This window comes from Halorubrum trapanicum (assembly GCF_017873555.1).
Lineage (GTDB): Archaea > Halobacteriota > Halobacteria > Halobacteriales > Haloferacaceae > Halorubrum > Halorubrum trapanicum.
On the sequence record NZ_JAGGKE010000009.1, the window covers coordinates 35,775 to 53,777 of the forward strand.

20 protein-coding genes and 1 pseudogene are annotated in these 18,003 nt (G+C 69.1%); 12 read left to right on the forward strand and 9 right to left on the reverse strand.

Features of this window, described 5'->3' with window-relative positions; translation table 11 throughout:
• Positions 1–219: 219 nt before the first annotated feature.
• The 4 genes from J2744_RS10680 to sdhC are packed head-to-tail and all read right to left on the reverse strand — an operon-like array spanning position 220 to position 3,821.
• Complete coding sequence (locus J2744_RS10680; protein ID WP_210113345.1) at positions 220–2,049, reverse strand: FAD-binding protein; 1,830 nt, start codon at positions 2,047–2,049, stop codon at positions 220–222.
• 53 nt (positions 2,050–2,102) lie between these two features.
• Entirely contained in the window at positions 2,103–2,993 is an 891-nt protein-coding gene (locus J2744_RS10685; RefSeq protein WP_210113346.1) for a succinate dehydrogenase/fumarate reductase iron-sulfur subunit, read from the reverse strand.
• A gap of 29 nt (positions 2,994–3,022) precedes the next feature.
• Positions 3,023–3,394, reverse strand: coding sequence for a succinate dehydrogenase hydrophobic membrane anchor subunit (locus J2744_RS10690; RefSeq protein WP_210113347.1), 372 nt, complete (start codon positions 3,392–3,394; stop codon positions 3,023–3,025).
• Between the two features lies 1 nt (position 3,395).
• The gene (gene sdhC, locus J2744_RS10695) at positions 3,396–3,821 is read right to left on the reverse strand and encodes a succinate dehydrogenase, cytochrome b556 subunit (RefSeq protein WP_210113348.1); all 426 of its coding nucleotides are present in this window, start codon (positions 3,819–3,821) and stop codon (positions 3,396–3,398) included.
• Between the two features lie 163 nt (positions 3,822–3,984).
• On the opposite strand from sdhC, the gene J2744_RS10700 reads away from it, so the two are divergent.
• From J2744_RS10700 to J2744_RS10720, 5 genes are all read left to right on the forward strand, one after another.
• Complete coding sequence (locus tag J2744_RS10700; RefSeq protein ID WP_004046659.1) at positions 3,985–4,179, forward strand: cold-shock protein; 195 nt, start codon at positions 3,985–3,987, stop codon at positions 4,177–4,179.
• 169 nt (positions 4,180–4,348) lie between these two features.
• A complete protein-coding gene (locus J2744_RS10705; protein ID WP_210113349.1) occupies positions 4,349–5,080 on the forward strand; it encodes a TetR/AcrR family transcriptional regulator in 732 nt (243 codons plus the stop codon).
• On the forward strand, positions 5,077–6,453 hold the full coding sequence (locus J2744_RS10710) for an MFS transporter (protein WP_210113350.1): 1,377 nt from the start codon (positions 5,077–5,079) through the stop codon (positions 6,451–6,453). The genes J2744_RS10705 and J2744_RS10710 overlap by 4 nt, the downstream gene beginning before the upstream one ends.
• Positions 6,454–6,980: 527 nt before the next feature.
• Entirely contained in the window at positions 6,981–7,457 is a 477-nt protein-coding gene (locus J2744_RS10715) for a 50S ribosomal protein L11 (RefSeq protein ID WP_210113351.1), read from the forward strand.
• 202 nt (positions 7,458–7,659) lie between these two features.
• Complete coding sequence (locus J2744_RS10720; protein ID WP_210113352.1) at positions 7,660–7,947, forward strand: transcriptional regulator; 288 nt, start codon at positions 7,660–7,662, stop codon at positions 7,945–7,947.
• A 26-nt stretch (positions 7,948–7,973) separates the two neighbouring features.
• Here the strand turns inward: J2744_RS10720 and J2744_RS10725 are convergent, their stop codons facing one another.
• Positions 7,974–8,426: a universal stress protein gene (locus tag J2744_RS10725; protein WP_210113353.1), complete on the reverse strand. Its 453-nt coding sequence runs from the start codon at positions 8,424–8,426 to the stop codon at positions 7,974–7,976.
• Between the two features lie 161 nt (positions 8,427–8,587).
• Between J2744_RS10725 and J2744_RS15325 the strand changes: the two are divergent.
• Positions 8,588–8,733: pseudogene (locus J2744_RS15325) on the forward strand (RDD family protein); the annotation flags it as partial.
• 13 nt (positions 8,734–8,746) lie between these two features.
• On the opposite strand, the gene J2744_RS10730 reads toward J2744_RS15325, so the two are convergent.
• On the reverse strand, positions 8,747–10,648 hold the full coding sequence (locus J2744_RS10730; protein ID WP_210113354.1) for an ATP-binding protein: 1,902 nt from the start codon (positions 10,646–10,648) through the stop codon (positions 8,747–8,749).
• A gap of 113 nt (positions 10,649–10,761) precedes the next feature.
• Here J2744_RS10730 and J2744_RS10735 point away from each other — a divergent pair, with 113 nt between their 5' ends.
• Together J2744_RS10735 and J2744_RS10740 are read left to right on the forward strand one after the other, a co-directional pair.
• Positions 10,762–11,097 (forward strand): DUF7113 family protein, encoded by a 336-nt coding sequence (locus J2744_RS10735; RefSeq protein WP_210113355.1) that lies wholly within the window; start codon positions 10,762–10,764, stop codon positions 11,095–11,097.
• Positions 11,098–11,177: 80 nt separating this feature from the next.
• The gene (locus tag J2744_RS10740; protein ID WP_210113356.1) at positions 11,178–12,581 is read left to right on the forward strand and encodes a M28 family peptidase; all 1,404 of its coding nucleotides are present in this window, start codon (positions 11,178–11,180) and stop codon (positions 12,579–12,581) included.
• Between the two features lie 67 nt (positions 12,582–12,648).
• On the opposite strand, the gene J2744_RS10745 is transcribed toward J2744_RS10740, so the two are convergent.
• The 3 genes from J2744_RS10745 to J2744_RS10755 form a co-directional block, all read right to left on the reverse strand.
• The gene (locus tag J2744_RS10745; RefSeq protein ID WP_210113357.1) at positions 12,649–12,840 is read right to left on the reverse strand and encodes a hypothetical protein; all 192 of its coding nucleotides are present in this window, start codon (positions 12,838–12,840) and stop codon (positions 12,649–12,651) included.
• A 48-nt stretch (positions 12,841–12,888) separates the two neighbouring features.
• The gene (locus J2744_RS10750) at positions 12,889–13,629 is read right to left on the reverse strand and encodes a helix-turn-helix domain-containing protein (protein WP_210113358.1); all 741 of its coding nucleotides are present in this window, start codon (positions 13,627–13,629) and stop codon (positions 12,889–12,891) included.
• A gap of 300 nt (positions 13,630–13,929) precedes the next feature.
• Positions 13,930–15,003, reverse strand: a complete 1,074-nt coding sequence (locus J2744_RS10755; RefSeq protein ID WP_210113359.1) for an aldo/keto reductase — start codon at positions 15,001–15,003, stop codon at positions 13,930–13,932.
• A gap of 204 nt (positions 15,004–15,207) precedes the next feature.
• On the opposite strand from J2744_RS10755, the gene J2744_RS10760 reads away from it, so the two are divergent.
• From J2744_RS10760 to J2744_RS10775, 4 genes are all read left to right on the forward strand, one after another.
• The gene (locus J2744_RS10760) at positions 15,208–15,384 is read left to right on the forward strand and encodes a hypothetical protein (RefSeq protein WP_210113360.1); all 177 of its coding nucleotides are present in this window, start codon (positions 15,208–15,210) and stop codon (positions 15,382–15,384) included.
• A 63-nt stretch (positions 15,385–15,447) separates the two neighbouring features.
• Complete coding sequence (locus J2744_RS10765) at positions 15,448–16,359, forward strand: acyltransferase (protein ID WP_210113361.1); 912 nt, start codon at positions 15,448–15,450, stop codon at positions 16,357–16,359.
• A gap of 113 nt (positions 16,360–16,472) precedes the next feature.
• Positions 16,473–17,066 carry a DJ-1/PfpI family protein gene (locus tag J2744_RS10770; protein ID WP_210113362.1) on the forward strand — a complete coding sequence of 198 codons (594 nt, stop codon included), beginning with the start codon at positions 16,473–16,475 and terminating at the stop codon, positions 17,064–17,066.
• A 126-nt stretch (positions 17,067–17,192) separates the two neighbouring features.
• Positions 17,193–17,618 (forward strand): DoxX family protein, encoded by a 426-nt coding sequence (locus J2744_RS10775; RefSeq protein WP_210113363.1) that lies wholly within the window; start codon positions 17,193–17,195, stop codon positions 17,616–17,618.
• The last annotated feature ends 385 nt before the right edge of the window (positions 17,619–18,003 follow it).

Below are 18,003 nucleotides of genomic sequence, written 5' to 3' on the forward strand. Positions count from 1 at the left end.
CGTCGAAGAGCGTCTGCCTCCCCGAATTTCCTCGAATCTACGGAGACAACGTCGATCGACGAAGCCCAAATCGACGCGTCTCGACGGCCGGTTTCGACCGTCGACGGATAGGAAACCGTGAACGATCCGGATCGATTAGGTGAGACCGGGACGGTCCCGGCGAGGGACGCGGCGGGACCGCGTCGGGGCGCCGCGGACGGTCGCCCGTCGTCGACCGATTCAGTACGAGCGGCTCTTCGGCTCGTACGTCTTGTTTTCGCCTTCGAGCACGACCGGCTTGTACCACAGCTCCGGCTCGCCCTCGCTCCACGAGATGAGCGTGTGTTTCAGCCAGTTCTCGTCTTTGCGCTCCTGGTGTTCCTTCCGCCAGTGGGCGCCGCGGAACTCCTCGCGGGCGAGCGCGCCCATCGTCAGCGCCTCCGCGATGTCGAGGATGTTCCGCGTCTCGATCGTGTGGATGAGGTCGGTGTTGAACGTCCGCGACGGGTCCGACACCGCGACGTCCTTGTACGCCTCGCGGGCCTCCCGGAGGTCTTCGAGCGTCTCCTCCAGCCGACCCTCCTCGCGGAACACGTTGACGTTGGCCGTCATCGTCTCCTGGACGGCGGAGCGGATCTCCGCGTGGTTGCGGCCGTCCCGGGAGAGCAGCTCCTCGACGCGTTCCTGCGCCCGGTCGACGGCGCCCCCGACGACGCTCTCCGCGTCGGTCGCCACGGCGCCGCCGTCGGCCGCGGCCGGGTCCGAACCGCCGGTCTCGCCGACCTCGACGCCGAACTCGTAGTCGGCCGGCTCCCAGTCGCTGGACCGGCCGGTCGTGACCTCGGCTTCGCCCATCTCCTCGCCCGCGGCGTGGCGGCCGGCGCGCTTGCCGAAGACGATGAGTTCGGGGAGCGCGTTGCCGCCGAGGCGGTTGGCGCCGTGGACGGAGGCGCAGGCGCACTCGCCGGCGGCGTACAGCCCGTCGATGACGGTCTCGCCGAACTCGTTCGTCTCGATGCCGCCCATCGCGTAGTGCTGGCCGGGCTTGACCGGCATCGGCTCTTCGAGGCCGTCGGCGCCCTCGAAGTCCTCCGCGAGGTGGAGGATGTTCTCCAGCCGGTCGAGGATGCGCTCCTCGCCGAGGTGGCGCATGTCGAGGTGGACGTACTCGTCCTCGATGCCGCGCCCCTCGTTGACCTCGGTCAGCTCGGCGCGCGAGACCACGTCGCGAGAGGCGAGCTCGCCGTCGTTGTTCGCGTAGCCGTGCTCGAACATGAACCGCTCGCCGTCCTCGTTGTAGAGGATACCCCCCTCACCGCGGACGCCCTCGGAGATGAGGACGCCGGTCGACGGCAGCGTCGTCGGGTGGAACTGGATGAACTCCATGTCCTCCATCGGGACGCCGGCGCGGTACGCCATCGCGACGCCGTCGCCGGTGTTGGCGACCGCGTTGGTGGTGTGGTCGAACACCTGTCCCATCCCGCCCGTCGCGAGGATGACGCCGTCGCTGGCGCGGAAGCCGCTGATCTCGCCGCTCTGGATGTCGTACCCGACCACGCCGTGACAGGTCCGCTCGGCGGGGTCGTCCTCGTCGGTGACCGCCAGATCCATCACGTGCCACTCGTCGTACACCGTGATTCCGCGTTTGACCACCTGCTCGTACATCGTGTGGAGCATCTGGTGGCCCGTCTCGGCGCCCGCGTACGTCGTCCGCGGGAACGAGAGGCCCCCGAACGGTCGCTGGGAGACGCGACCGTCCTCCTCGCGGGAGAACGGCATCCCCCAGTGTTCGAGTCGGATGACCTCCTCGGGGCTCTCCTGACAGAGCGCCTCGACCGCGGGCGCGTCGCCGAGGTAGTCGGACCCCTTCATCGTGTCGTACGCGTGGTCCTGCCAGGAGTCGGCGTCGCGAAGCGCCGCGTTGATCCCGCCCTCCGCCGCGCCCGTGTGCGACCGGACGGGATGGAGCTTCGACACCATCGCCACGTCCGCGCCCGCTTCCTGTGCCGCGATCGCCGCCCGGAGTCCCGCCCCGCCGGCCCCGACGACGACGACGTCGTGTTCGTACATTGTTGGTATGTAATTTCGTAGGTTCCGGAGTTCCTTGATACTGTCTGTCGGAATTACCAGAACTTCAGGTTGTTTTTGACCGCCTCGCGCTTCAGCTCCTGGATGTGCTCGGTGAGGGGGATGTCCTTCGGACACACCTCGGTACAGGAGAACTGGGTCTGACACCGCCAGACGCCGTGTTCCTGCTCGATGATCTCCAGGCGCTTCTGTTTGATATCCTCGCCCTCGCGCTCGTCCATCGCGAACCGGTACGCCTTGTTGATCGCGGCCGGTCCGAGGTACTCGTTGTCGCCCGCGGCGATGTTACACGAGGACATGCACGCGCCACACCAGATACAGCGCGTAGACATCTTGATCTTCTCGCGGTTCTCGCGGTCCTGCCGCTGTTCTTCCAGCTCGCCGTCCGGGTACTCGTTGGTCTGGAAGTACGGCTCGACGGCCTCCATCTGGTCGTAGAAGTGCTCCATGTCGACGACGAGGTCCTTCGTCACCTCGGCGTGGGGGAGCGGCTCGACGCGGACCGGCTGTTCGAGGTCCGAGATCTGGGTCTTACACGCCAGCTTCTGCCCGCCGTTGACGAACATCGCGTCGGAGCCGCACACCGCCTGCCGGCAGGAGTGGCGGAACGTGAGCGAGGAGTCGTACGTGTCGCGCGCGTACATCAGCGCGTCGAGGACGGTCATCCCCTTCGTGAACGGGACGTGGAACGTGTCGAACCGCGGCTCCTGTTTCCCCTCGACCTGCGGGTCGTAGCGGAACACCTTCAGTTCGACCGTGCTCTCGTCGGCGGCCGCCTTCTCGGCCTCCTCCTCCTGTCGCTGCTCGCGGCGCTCCGCGGCGCGGCGGCGCTTCTCGGCGCGGCGCTCGTCGCCCTTCGAGGCCGGCTCCGTCTCGGCGTCGGTCTCGGTCGATTCCTCGGTCTGCTTCGGAATTTGCGTGCTCATTGTCGGTTCAGTAGATGCTCATTGTCGGTTCAGTAGAGTCCGATGCCCGCCCACGCGTTCGCGGTGCGGATTCCCTGCGCGATCAGCACGACGCTCGCGGCGACGAGCGTCCACTTGATCACGGTGCGTTTCGTGCCGGAGAGTCCCTGGTTCAACAGGGCGTTGTAGACGCCGTTGACCCCGTGGAACGTCGCGGTCACGAGGAAGAGGACCATCAGCGAGTAGTAGCTCAGCGACTCCATGCGGCCGGCGCTCGCGAGGAACGACACCTCGTCGGCGTGGTGGACGAAGTGGAGCAGGAAGAAGTGGAACGCCAGCACGACCAACAGGAACACCGCCGTGATCCGCTGGAGCAGCCACATCCGACCGCCGGAGTCGAACGAGGAGTAGCGCTCGGCCATCTCAGAACGCCCCCGCGATGAACGTCGGCACGGACGCGACGGTGATCGCTCCGGTGAGGATCAGCGACGCGTAGAAGCTCTTGTCCTGTGCCTCGAGTCCGATTCCGAGGTCGACGAGGAGGAGCCGAGTCCCGTTGAGCATGTGGAAGACGGCGACGGCCAGCAGGCCGACTTCGAGGATGCGCACGAGCAGCAGCCCCTCCAGGGAGACGATGGTCTGCGTGTACACGTCGTTGCCCGCGCTGATCGCCGCTTCGCTCGCCCCGGCTGCCGGGATCCCCGTACTCAGGACGGCGATGTGCGTGAACAGGTACCCGATGAGCACCCATCCCGTGAACTTGTGGAAGATCCACGCCCACATCCCCGCCTCGAACTCCCGCCAGCGGGAGAAGTCCTCGATGAGGCCTCGATTGTACGACTGACTCATACCTAACGGTTCTGAACCGGGGTCGTATAGTAGTTACTAACACCGCAGCGGTCGCTTCCGTGTTTCCGAATTCCGAGGGACGTCACGGTCGTGTGACACGGCGTTTCACGCCCCGGACAGTCGCGGAATCCTTTTATGTCCCAGTCCCACTTTTCCGGTCGCAATGGCGAAAGGCGAAGTCGATTTCTTCAACGACACTGGTGGCTACGGATTTATCGAGACTGACGACGCGGACGAGGACGTGTTCTTCCACATGGAGGACGTCGGCGGCCCGGACCTCGAAGAGGGTCAGGAAGTCGAGTTCGACATCGAGGAGGCGGACAAGGGTCCGCGCGCCACGAACGTTACCCGTCTGTAAGTCGGCGACGACACCGAGGCGAATCGGCTTTTCGACCGTTCTCGCTCCCCGAGCGGCCGCACCGGAGCGCGCTCCCGCTGAACGGCGGGCCGTTTCGACGAGAGCGATTTTCGGCGGCAACGTCCCCGACCGATAGGAATTTACCGCTCGTTGACTGACCGGTCAGTCAATGAGCGACGCGCCGAGCGCGGCCGAAGAGATCATGGACGGGGTGTACAGCGCCCTCCGCGCTCACGGGTACGCCGACCTGACGATGCAGGACATCGCCGACGAGTGTTCGAAGAGCAAGTCGCTGCTTCACTACCACTACGACACGAAAGAGGACCTGCTCGTCGCCTTCTTAGAGTACATCGTCTCCGACTCCGAGGAGCGGATCGCGGCCCGCGCCGACGACCCGCCCGTCGAGCGGCTGGTCCAGTTCATCGGGTGGTTCGTCTTCGCTCCCGACGAGACCGACCGCGAGGCGTTCCACATCGCGCTGCTGGAGCTGCGGACGCAGGGACCGTTCAACGAGCGGATCCGCGAGCAGCTGGCGCGCAGCGACCGGCTGCTCCGGGGGACCGTCGCCGACATCCTCGCGGACGGCATCGAGACCGGCGTCTTCCGCGACGTCGACGTCGAGGAGACGGCGGCGATGATCGTGGCGACCCTCGACGGCGCGCGGACCCGACAGATCACCCTCGCCGACTCCGTTCGAGGCGACGAGGCCGACGGCTACACCCGCACCGTGGCGGAGGCGACGCTCCGGCGGATCGTCGAGCCGCTGCTCGCCGACGGGGCGGAGCTGCCGCCGCTCGACGCGGCGATCGAGGCGCTGCGGCGGGACCCGGACAGTCCGGAGCCGGACGACCCGGAACCGGATGACCCGGAGACCGACGCGGCCGCGGACGGTTCCGAATGACACGCTTCGGGTTCGAGCGACCGCCGCCGGTGCTACTCGCGGTGATCGCGAGCACGTTCTTCGTCGGCTTCGGCGGCGGCGTCGTCTTCCCAATCTTACCGAACCTCGGCGCGGTGCTCGGCATCTCGGCGTTCATGGTCGGCGTGATCCTCTCCGCGAACCGGTGGGTTCGGCTCGTCGCGAACGCGCCCGCCGGCGCCCTCGTCGACCGGTACGGGACGCGAAAGCCGTTCGTGATCGGCCTGTTCGTCGAGGGGGTCGCCACGCTCGGCTACGTCGTCGCGCTCGCGATGCCGCCCGCCGAGTCGCTCCGCCCGCTCGCAGCCTCGCTGCCCACGCTCGCGGCCGGCCCGCTGGCCGTCGGCCCGGACTGGTGGTTCACGGCGCTTTCGGGGGTCGTCGCGCCCGAGACGTGGTTCCTGCTCGCGCGGGTCCTCTGGGGGCTCGGCTCCGCCGCGGTGTTCGCGACCGCGTACACCATCGCGGCCGACCTCTCCGACGGCGGCTCGCGGGGGACGAACATGGGGATCGTCCGCGGCGGGATCACGATGGGGTTCCCGGCCGGTCTCGTGCTCGGCGGCGTGGTCTCCGCGGTCGCGGGCAACGTCGCCGCGTTCGTCGTCGCCGCCGCGTTCGCGCTCACCGCCAGCGTCGTCGCCCACCGCTACGTCCCGGAGACGCACGTCACGGGCGACCGCTCCGGGGACTCGATCAGGCCGTGGGAGGTCGACACCGCCGTCCCTGCGGTGACGGTCGGGCTGGTCAACTTCGGGCTGATGTTCGCGTACATCGGCGCGCTGTTCTCCACGCTCGTCTTATTCCTCGGCGAGAACGACATCTCGCTGTTCGGGCTGGCCCCGCAGGGAACCTCCGGGCTGTTCATGGCCGGCACGGTCCTCTCGGCGGCGTTCTTCATGCTCGTCGGGGGGCGGGTCTCCGACGCCCGCGACTCCCGGACGCCGATCTTGCTCACGTTCCTCGTCGTCTCGTTCGTCGGGTTCCTGCTGCTCGCTCGGGCCGGCTCCGTCCTCTCCTTAGGGCTGGCCTGCGTTTTCATCGGCGCCGGCCAGGGCGGGACGAGCGGCCCGATGATGGCCCTGCTCGCGGACCTCACCCCCGACGAGCGGATGGGCCGCGCGTCGGGGACGAACAACGTCCTCGGCGACGTGGGCGGCGGTCTCGGGCCGATGGTGTCGCTCCCGCTGATCGAGGCGGTGGGCTTCACGCCCATCTACGCGGCCTGCGCCGTCCTCCCGCTCGCCGCGGGCGCCGTCCTGCTCGTCGGCGTTCGCCGGGAGACCGGGACCTTCCTCCCCGGACACGCCGCGGGCGAGACGGGTCCGAGCGAGCGGTCGAGCGCCGCGGATTCGTAATCGACGGCGCTCCGATCGACCTCGCTGACTGCGTTTGTAAATTGGACCGAGCGGTGGCGCGTGCCTGCGAGGCCGCCCCGCGGCCGAGCAGCACGCGCGAGGGAGTCGGGCGGCCGGAGCGAAGCGGAGGCCGGCCGACGAGGCTGGGGAGGCGTGAGGTGCTGTGCGGTGCGGTGTGGGGTGGGACTCAAAGGGGCAGTCGCAAGGGCGGCGTAGGCGACGCAAGCACCGGAACGAGGGAGCGGAGCGACCGAGTGAGGAGCGCAGCGAGCGTACGCCGCCCTTGCGACTGGGGCTTTGGAGACGTTCACCGTCGATTTACGGTCAGCCATTTATAGGCAAGCGGCGGGAGGGTCGGTGGCGTTCCACCCGGTATCGCGTGAACTCTTATAAACACGTACTGGGCCGGCGTGTCTCGTCGGACGAGTCGTTCACCGCTACACAGTCGATCTGTAAGGTGTGCGAACCGCTGACTCCCCCTACCCGAAAGAACAACCGTTAAAAGTCGCCGACGGGTTCGTACGGACATGGCTGGAACTATCGAAGCGCTCGTCCCCGGCGGGCAGGCCACCCCCGGCCCGCCGCTCGGTCCCGAGCTCGGACCGACGCCGGTGGACGTTCAGGACGTCGTCGCGCAGATCAACGACGAGACCGCCGCGTTCGACGGCATGGAAGTGCCCGTCACCGTCGAGTACGACGACGATGGCGCCTTCACCATCGAAGTCGGCGTGCCGCCCACCGCGGAGCTCATCAAGGACGAGGCCGGCTTCGAGACCGGCTCCGGCGAGCCCCAGAAGGAGTTCGTCGCGGACATGTCCATCGAGCAGGTGAAGACGGTCGCCGAGCAGAAGTCGAGCGACCTGCTCGCGTACGACACGAAGGCCGCCGCCAAGGAGGTCGGCGGCACCTGCGCCTCCCTCGGCGTCACCATCGAGGGCGAGGACGCCCGGACGTTCGACGACCGCGTCGACGCCGGCGACTACGACGACGTCCTCGACGAGTAACGCCGCGGCTCCGACGACGACCGTTCTTCTCGGCGTAGGTTTCCCGGAGATCGCGTTCCGACGCGCTCGACTCGACCGAGAGCGCACGCGCCGTCAACGCGACGAAGAGCGCATGCGTCCTCAGTTCGACCGAGAGCGCACGCGCCGTCGACGGCGCCCGCGCTCCGGCGGTTTTATCTCCGAACCGAGGCGACACGCCGGTATGCCGGATCTTCACCCGATCGCGAAGCGGATCCACAACGTCCAGCCCCGAGCGGTGCGGCTCGAGCTCGACGCCGGCGAGACAGGCGTCTTCGAGTTCTCGTCGACCGAGTTCTTCCAGCGGGAGTTCCGCGGCGAGGGCGTCCGGACCGACGCCGACCGCGACGCCGACTTCCGGCTGATAAGCTCCGAGGACCACGAGCGGATCCTGCTCGGCCGCTCCGGTCCCGACGAAGAAGGCTGGTCGATGGTCGGCGAGGTGGTCGCGGCCGAGCGCGCCGAGGAGTGATCGTCGGTCTCGGCTCGCGGAACCGCTCAGCGAACGACGGTGACGGGCACCTCGGCGCGGCGGACGACGCCCTCGGCGACGCTGCCGAGGAGGACCCGAGAGATCCCGGTTCGGCCTCGACTCGCCAACACGACGTGGTCGAACGGCTCGCCGGAGCCGTCGTCCCCGCCGACCGGCTCCTCGCCGCCCGCCACGTCGAGGATCGTCTTCGTCGGGCGGCCGACTTCCAGTCTCGTCTCGATCTCCCGACCGACCGCCTCGGTCGTCTCGGAGAGGACTCGCTCGCCGCGCTGTTTGGCGCTTTCGTACCACTGGTCGGAGGCGCCCGGGAACCCGCCCTCCGCGCCCGTCGCCGAGTCCGCGGGGTTGATCACGTGGAGCGCCGTGAGTTCGGCGTCGGGCCACTCGTCGGCCGCGAACCGGAGCGCTTCGGCCGCCTCCTCCGACCCGTCGACCGCGACGAGGATGCGCTTGGACATACGCGAGGGTTCGCGCGCTCAGGTTAAAAATGGCGGCGGCGACTCCAATTCGGCAAAAATCCGCTCGGAGAGACGATAGAGGGGGATCGATCAGCGGAAGAAGCCGTTCAAAAACACTTGCCGGGCGGCCGTTCACCGGCTCGTATGAGCAACCCGTACGCGCAGTCGCAGCTGGCGTGCGGAAGGTCACGAAGCGTCGGCGGACTCTCGGTCCTCCTGATCCTCGCGGGCGTCGTGTCCATCGCCGACTCGCGCGACAACCAGCGGCTCGGCGATCGGTTCGGACACGCTGGTCGTGCGGGTTTAGAGGGATCCCGCCGTCAGTCGTGGCGCGTCACGCACTCCGAGAGGCCGATCAGCTCGACCGGCTCGGAGTTGTCCGGCGAGTAGACGACCATCTGTCCCTTCTCCATGTACGGCACCTTCCCGGCGAGGTTCGTCGGGATGTTGACGCTGTGTATCGCGTCCTCGTCGCCGAGGTTCAACACGATCTTCGTGTTCACCTGCTTGAACACCGACTCCGCCACGTCCTGCGGGTCTTGGGTGATCAAGAAGAGACCCAACCGCTCCTTGCGGCCCTGCTTGGCGGCCTCCGTGAACTTCTGGACCACCTTCTGCGCCTGGACGTTGTCGGCGTCGGCGAGGAAGTTGTGCGCCTCGTCCATCCCGACCAGCAGGGGCGTCTCCTTGATCCGGTCGCTGTCCGGGTCGTTCGAGAGCTTGTCGTCGATGAGCAGCCCCGCGACCGCGAGGACGACGATCTCCTTCTGCCGTGAGGTCGGCAGGTGGTAGGTGGGGACGACCGAGAGACCGCCGGGGCGGACGAGCGTGTGGTCCAGCTCCGTGATCGGCTTCGCGTCCTGGTCGAACACGCCACTCGGGACCCCGCGGACCCGCCGTTTGACGGCGTCGAACGTCGCCTCGTGGACCCGACCGCTCTCGTGAAGCTCCTCTTTGAGCGCCGGGTCGTCGAGGTACGAGAGGAACTGGCTGTACGTGCCCGAATCGCCGTAACTGTCGAAGAAGCGGTTGAGAAGCGTCAGCAGCGCGGGGTACTGGTTGTCGTTGAGTCCCGACCCGGCCACCAGCCACGGCATGTCGTGCGCCAAAGAGAAGGGGATCGTGAACTCGACGCGCTCGGCGCGGTGGCCCTCGCCGGGATACGTCGCGTTCGCGACGCGGGGCACGAGGGCGACGGTGTCGTCGTGGCCGCCGTGGGCGATCCCCTCGCGCTCCAGCCGGCGCGCGAACGCGTCGTCGAGGTCGGGGTTGTCGTCGTGCATCTGCGCGTACTCGTCTTGCGGGTCGAACTGGACGACCGCCATCCGCGACTCGCGGCCGTCGCCCATCGGGTAGGTCCGGTCCGAGTCGAGGTACTGCCGGAGGACGTTCTTCGAGGCGTGGGTCTTCCCCGAACCGGTGCCGCCGGCGACGAGCGTGTGCCGGAAGGCGAGCGGGTCGCCGTCGGCGTAGTCGTCTTTTACTCGATAGTCGACGGTCGGCGGCTCGGCCGCGGTCCGGACCTTCTCGCCGCCGACCGAGAGGTGGCCGAGGAAGACGCCGTCGTCCGGAATCTTCAGCCCCGTCTTGATCTCGGCGTCGTCGGCCGCCTCCTCGACGACGGCCCCGGGCTTGGGGACTCGGTCCGTCATCCGGCGTTTCATCGAGTCGCCCTCGCCGTAGACGACGGACATCGGCTCCAGGTCGGCGACGAACTTGTAGTCGCGCTCGGCGAACTCGTCGCGTCGCATCTGCCGGCGGGCGTGGATCTCGGTCGCATCGTCCGACTGGAACTCCTGGGCGTACTCCAGCCCCGTGATCCGACAGAACAGCCGCTCGCCGTCTGGGTAGGGGATCAGGAGGTACTTCCCGAGCCGGACCGACTCGCGGTTGTCCGTCGTGACGAACGCCTTCAGGGAGGTCTCATCCTCCTCCTCGGCGACGCGAAGCCCCTGCGACACCGACACGACGCCGAGACCCGCGTCGCTGCCGGCCGGCGTCGCCTCGTAGGCGGCGAACGCGTCGTCATCGGCGTCGCCGCGCGCGTCGGCAGCGTCGGTCGACGCCGAATCGGCGGTCGCGGCGTCAACCGCACTCCCGCCGTCGGCCGCACTCCCGCCGTCGGCCGCGGACTCGGCCTCGTCTCCGGCGTCGTCGATCTCACCCCGAGTGCCGTCGCCGTCGCCGTCACCGCTGAACTCGGTGAAATCCTCCAGGGTCATGGCGTATCCACCGGTCGCCGGGCCGAAAGCGTTTGCCCTCGCGTCGCGCTGTCGGTTCTCCCGGCGCTGAGCCGTCGCGGGGGCCTTATCCCGCTCGGCCCCCTACTCGTGGCATGATACTCGTTCGCGGCAGCGGCGGCGGGACGGACCTCACCGGTACGGTGTTCGAGCGCGGGGAGGAGCCGCCCGCGTACAAGGGCGCGCCGAACGAGGACGCGCCGTACGTGTGGGTGTGCGACTCCTTTTACGAAGTCGAGAGCGGCGGCTCGCCGCTCGTCGTCGACGGCGAGGAGATCCGCGTCGCCTTCGAGGAGCCGATGCCCCGCGGGTTCGACACCCGCGAGCAGGCGGTCGCGGCGGCGCGCGAACACGTCCGGACGCAGTTCGCGCGGATCGGCGTCGACCCCGCCGACGTCGAGGTCGAAGTGAGCGCGGCGGACCCGGCCTGAGGTCCGCGGACGAGTGGAGGTGAGTCGACCGCGCCTCCGCTTCCCCCAACCCCTTTTCGACCGCGGCCCAACCACGCCGTATGACCGAGCTACCGGACCGCGTCGTCGGCGACGCGCGGACGAGCGACTTCGGGTGGGACCTCCTCACCGACCTGACCGACATCGGGAACCGCATGGCGGGATCGACCGGCGAGCGCCGCGGCGCCGAGCGCGTCGTCGAGGCGTTCGAGGCGGCCGGCCTGCGGAACGCCGGTCTCGACGAGTTCGAGATCCCCGGCTGGTGGCGCGGCGCGTCGTCGCTGTCGGTGTCCGGCGCGGTCGAGCGTCGCCACGAGAACGCCCACGAGGTGATCGCGTTACCCGGCACGCCGAGCGGCGAGGTGACCGCCTCGCTCGTCGACGTGGGCGACGGCACCGACGAGGAGTTCGCGGCCGCGGAAGCGGAGCTGGAGGGCGCGGTCGCGATGGCCTCCTCGCGCACGCCCGAGAGTCACGACCGGTGGATCCACCGGATGGAGAAGTACGTCGCGGCGGCCGAGCGCGGCGCCGTCGGGTTCGTCTTCCGCAACCACATCGAGGGGGCGCTCCCGCCGACCGGCGAGATCGGCTACCACAACCGCCCCGGACCGATCCCCGCGGTCGGCGTCTCGAAGGAGGTCGGCGACCGGCTCTCGCGGCTCGCCGCGGCGGCCGAGGGCGACGGGGAAGGTGGCGACGGTTCGAGAGGCGGCGCCGCAGCGGGAGACCTCCCGACCGTCTCGCTCGACGTCGACTGCCGGAACGAGCCGACGACCTCGGTGAACGCGGTCGCGGAGGTCGGCCCGGAGACGGAGGAGGCGGTGTACCTCACCGCCCACGTCGACGCCCACGACGTGAGCGACGGCGCCAACGACAACGGCGCGGGGTCGGCGCTCGTCGCGGAGGTCGGCCGCCTGCTCGCCACGGTCGAGGGCGACCTCGACACGCGGGTCCGGCTCGTCACCTTCGGCTCCGAGGAGATCGGGCTGTGGGGAGCGTATCACACCGCGGAGACGACGCCGCGCGAGGAGATCGCCTGCGTGGTCAACCTCGACGGCGCCTGTAGCTCGCGGAACCTCCGCGTGGGAACGAACGGGTTCGACGGGATGCGGTCGGTTTTCGAGTCGGTCGCGGACGCGTTCGACGCGCCGCTCGCGACCGGGGAGACGATCGCGCCGCACGGCGACCAGTGGGCGTTCGTCCAGGAGGGGATCCCGGCCGTGATGACCTCGACGACGAGCGACCAGTCCGGGCGCGGCTGGGGGCACACCCACGCCGACACCCTCGACAAGCTCGACTCCAGAGACCTCCGCGAGGTGGCGACGCTCGTGAGCGCTGCCGTCTACCGGTTCGCGACGGGGGAGGTCGAGGCGACCCACCGGTCGCGGGAGTCGATCCGCGACGCCATCGACGAGGGGTACGTCGAGGAGCTGAAGACGGGCGGGCGGTGGCCGTACGAGGAGTGAGAGCCGCGAAGTAGAGACGACGCCGGGCGCGGCGGCTCACGGACCGCTCGCCGGGTCGGCGCCCGACTCACTCCTCGTCGGAGCCGTCGGAGACGCCGAGCGGGAGCGAGTCGGGGGCGTCGCCGTCGGCGTCGAGACCGGCGTACGCGTCGTCGATGAGCCGGGCCAGCTGCGTCTCGGGGGTCACGCCGCGGGCGGCGGCGAGGGCCGCGAGGCGCTCGTACTGCTCGTCCGGCACGGAGACGGTTCCGTCGTCCATACGCGGCGCTGCGTCCCGAAGCTACAAAAGCGTTGTTCGGACCCCCGTTCATGACGAATCCGACCGATCCGACTCGCGGACGGCGCCGACCGGTTCCCCCTCGGCGAACCGGTCGAACAGCGCGTTCATCACGACCGACTCGGCTCGCGAGAGGTGCTCCCACACCGTCGTCGAGCCGAGTCCCAGCTCGGCGGCGACCTCCTCGACGCCCACGCCGCCGCCGTGGTCGTAGTATCCCGCCGCGATCGCGGTCGCGAGGACCTCCCGCTGCCTGTCGGTAAGCCCGTCGAGGAGGCCGGACGCGGGGAGCTGCGGGGAGCGCTCGATAGAGGCCAGCTCCACGTTCCGCGCCAGCTCCACCTCGTTGCCCCCGCGTTCCAGCTCGCGCATCACCGCCGAGAGGTCGTCGTCTTCCTCCAGGTACGCCGTCCAGCGCTCGACGCCGCCGGAGATGGTCGTCCCCGTCCGGTAGTGGATCCCCATCCGCGAGAACCGCTCGCCGATCCCCTCCCAGTCGGCCGCCGCGACGTCGATCGTCAGGGCGACGTAGGCGTGGGTGCCCTCGATCGGCGCCAACGGCTCGGCCGACACGATCAGGTCGAACTCGCGGAACTCCTCGACGAACGCCTCGATCTCGGCCGGCGGTCCGGTGAGTTCGGCGATCCGCTTGTGCTCGGGACCGCTCCCAGTCATCGACGAGACGGAGCGGTACCGCACCTCCGGGTGGCGCGCGCTCACCTCGCACTCCGGCTCCCCCGCGTGGTGGATCCGGAACGTCACTTCCCGCATGGCCGATTCGAGGGCGCCGAGGTTCAAACGGGTTCCGGAGCGTCGCGAGTCATTTATACCGGTGACCGCGCAACGATCGGCGTGGTGGCGATGACGAGTCGGTTACCCCCACCGAGCTCCTTGTGACGACGGGTTTCCACCGAGCCACCGTTTCCGTGCCCGCCAGCGGCGCGGCCGCCGCTCGCGGTCGTGGAGCGCGGTGAAAGTGATCGTAAACCGGCGAGTAGCGCCGAAGTCGTGCGGTTTCGACGCGAAATAGAAGGGTGAGTCGTCGTCGCAAGCGGCGGGACGGGGCGCCGCTCAGTACGAGGCCGCGCGCTTGTCGAGGCCGGCCGCCTCGATGTCCTCGCCGCCGACGGAGGTGCGGAGGACGTCCATCCCGTCGTCGCGGTCGACGTCGAAGTTGCGGGCGTACAGCTCCGCGACCCGCTCGTACTCGGCGTCGGAGACCGGCGGCACGTCGGCGGCGGCGCTCCACTCGGCGATGTCGTCGCCGTCGCGGAAGGTGGGCGTGACCGAGGCGACCTCGTCGTGCGCGAGCAGCCAGCGGATCGCGGCCTGCGCCATCGTACGGCTCCCCTCGGCGCCGTCGGGGTCTTCGAGGAAGCGGATCGCCTCGACCTTCTCCCAGCCCGTCTCGTACCACTCCTTCGGGCGGTGCGAGCGGTGGTCGCCGTCCTCGAGGACGGTGTCGGGCGTCACCTGCTCGTTGAGCAGGCCGGAGGAGTGCGGGACGCGGGCGATGACGGAGGTGTCGGAGCCGGACTCGCGGATGCTGTCGACGAAGTGGCTGCCGGGCTGCTGTTCGAAGAGGTTGAAGACGGTCTGGACCGCGTCGAACTCCTCGTACTCGATCGCGGCGTCGCCCTCGGCGAGCCAGCCGATGGAGGGACCGAGCGCCCAGCCGAGCGCGCCGACGCGACCGTCGGCCTTCCACTCGGCGAGGAGATCCCGGACCTCGGGCGTGACCTCGTCGACGTCCGCGTTGTGGAGCTGGAGCACGTCGACGTGGTCGGTGTCGAGCCGGTCGAGCGAGGCCTCGAACGCCTCGGTGAGGTACTCCTCGTTCAGCTCCTTGGGAAGCTCGCCGTGGCCCGCCTGCGGGTTGTCGTAGAAGTCGTAGCCGATCTTCGTCGACAGCGTCACCTCGTCGCGGCGGCCGGCGATCGCCTCGCCGATTATCTCCTCGCTGTCGCCGTGGCCGTACACGTCGCCGGTGTCGACGTAGGTGACGCCCGCGTCGAGCGCCTCCTCGACCATCTCGACCGCCTGTTCGTCCGAGCGGTCGCCCCACCAGTCGGTGCCGACGACCCACGCGCCGAAGCCGATCTCAGAGACCTCGACGCCCGAGTTCCCGAGTTCGCGGTGTTGCATACCCACCGGTTGGCGGTCGGGACACTTATCGGGCGCGGTCGCTCCCGCGCCGGTGGAATCGAAGCCCGGGACCGTCCCGGTGGAATCGAAGCCGGTCACGGTCGCACCGAGGGGATCGGTCTCAGACTCGGTCGCGGGGGATCGCGGTTTCGTGTCCCGTCTCGCACCGTTGGATATTACTCGTTCGTCGCCCACCGAGCGGCCATGGACGACGCCCTCCGCCGGCGGCTCGACGCCGTCGTCGCGCTGCTCGCGGTCATCGCCGCCGTCTCGGTCGCCGCCCTGCTGCTCTCGTTCGGCAGGGCCGCGATCGTCCCGTCCCTCGTGATCGCCTTCGTGGGCGTTCTCGTCGGCCTGTTCGTCGACGCCGAACTGTACTGACCGGCTCGGGCGTCGAGAACGCACAACCGAATCCCTTTGAACGACGGCGACGAAGGTGGGCCGATGACAAAGCGACACGTGTCCCTGCCCGACGGCGCCGAGGCCGGGGTCCGAGGGTTCATCGACGAGGTGGACGAGCGGCTCTCCTCGGACGAGGACACCTGCGAGGTCGTCCGCGACGTGCTGATCGACCTCCACGGCGACCGCGAGGCGTGGGAGGCGTGGCAGGACGGCGAGTCCGTCTCACGGGCCGAGCGCGTCCGCCTTCAGGGGTACGACCCGTGTAACGCGACGCTGGAGTCGGAGTACTACGCGGAGAAGGACGAGGACCGCTTCCAGCGCTCGAAACACCTCCAGTGGCTCTGGCGGCAGTTCGACGCCACGCCGATGGCCGACAACGTCGAGTTCGCCCTCCGCTTCCGTCAGATGCTCGGGGACCACCTCTTCGCCGAGTGCGGGGAGAACTGCCGCTTCTTCAAGGGGATCTCCGTCACCTACGGCCACAACATCGAGGTCGGCGACAACGTCGTGATCCACGACGACGTCCACCTCGACGACCGCGGGAAGCTGACGATCGGCGACCGCGCGTCGGTCTCCGACGGCGTCCACCTCTACAGCCACGACCACGACATCGTCGACCAGACCGAGGTCCGGAACTTCCACACGATCGTCGCCGAGGACGCCCGCGTCACCTACGACGCGATGGTCCGGGCGGGCTGCCGGATCGGCGAGAACAGCGTCGTCGGCGCGCGCTCCGTGGTTCAGGGCGACGTGCCCGACCACCACGTCGTCGTCGGATCGCCCGCGCGAAGCGTCCGCGTGAAGCCCGGCTGGGAGGAGACCGCAGAGGAACTTGAGGACGGACGGCTCCCCGACAACCAGGACGAGCGCGAGATCGAGTACGAACTCCCGGAGGACCTCGAACAGTTCGACGAGTTCGGGCGGGACCTCCGACCGCCGAATCCGTCGCGCTGACGCTCCTCGGAGGTGCCGCCGTCGCGGGCGTCGCCGAGAACGCCCGTGGTGTGGTATCGCGCGCCAGTATCGTTATTGGCCAGCAGCGCGTACGAGCAGGTGGTGTAGTACACATGACAGGACAACAGATCCTGATGATCGTCGGCGACTTCGGGGAGGATTACGAGATCATGGTGCCGTTTCAGGCGCTCCAAGCGGTCGGCCACGAGGTCCACGCCGTCTGCCCGGAAAAATCGGGCGGCGACACCGTCAAGACCGCGATCCATGACTTCCGGGGCGACCAGACGTACCTGGAGACGCGCGGCCACGACTTCGAACTCACGCACGGGTTCGACGAGGTCGACCCGGCCGACTACGACGCGCTGGTCGTCCCGGGCGGACGCGCCCCCGAGTACCTCCGCGGGTACGACGAGGTGCTCGACGCGGTGCGGCACTTCTTCGAGACCGACAAGCCCGTCGCGTCGATCTGTCACGGCCCACAGATCCTCGCGGCCGCCGGCGTGCTCGACGGCTACGAGATGACCGCGTACCCCGCCGTCAGGCCCGAGGTCGAGGCCGCCGGCTGCTCGTGGGTCGACGGCGTGACGACCGACGGGAACCTCGTCACCGGGCAGGCGTGGCCCGACCACCCCGAGTGGATCGCACAGTTCCTCGACGTGCTCGGCACCGAGATCGACCACGAGGCGACGGCTGCGACCGCGGACTGAGGCCGCCGCGGTCCCCGGAGACGGGTCGTTCGCCGGGGCCGATCGATTCGCCGGGGCCGATCGGTTCGCCGGAGACGGGTCGGTCCGCCACCGCGATTTATGGGGTGCGGCCGCGTTGTGCGTCCCATGAGCGACGACGAACCCACGGAGACGGCGGACGGGGCGGCCGACGAGGCGGCCGCCCGCGGTGCGCCCTCCCGGCTCGGCCGAATCCTGCTCGGCGTCGGTCTCGCCGCGCAGGCCTCGGAGGACTTCCGCGACATGGACGACACGATCGAGTACGCCGAGTCGGCGGGCGTTCCGATGCCGGACGTGGCCGCGCCGTTCGCCTCCGGCATGATGGTGGTCGCCGGCCTCGGGATCGCGCTCTGGCGGCTTCCCCGGGTCGCGACCGGCGCGGCGGTCGCCTTCCTGACGGTCGTGACCGCGACGATGCACGACTTCTGGAACACCGACGAGGACGACAAAAGCGGCGAGCGACTCGCCTTCTTCGGCAACCTCGCGATGCTGGGCGGGGCCTTGGTGTTCCTCCGCGAGGCGTACAAGAAGTGATCGGAGACGTGGGAACAGGTTCAAAGCCGGGATCGCCTGTTTATAATCTGTTGCTGGCGGATCGACGGCGAACACCTCCAAAGCCCCAGCCGCGAGGGCGAAGCACGGCGACGCAAGCACCGCAGCGAAGGAGCGAGCAACGCGAGCGACTGAGCGAGCAACGCGAGCGACTGAGCGAGGCGCACAGCGAGCCGTGCTTCGCCCTCGCGACTGCCCCTTTGAGTCCCGCACCGCACAGCACCGCAGCCTCACACCTCCCCAGCCTCGTCGCTCACGCCCTGCGGGCGTTCGCGACTCCCTCGCGCGTGCTCTCGCCGGCGGCTTCGCCGCCGGCTGTCAGAGAGACCTTCGGTCTCTCACTACTCGCGGCCGCCTTCGGCGGCCC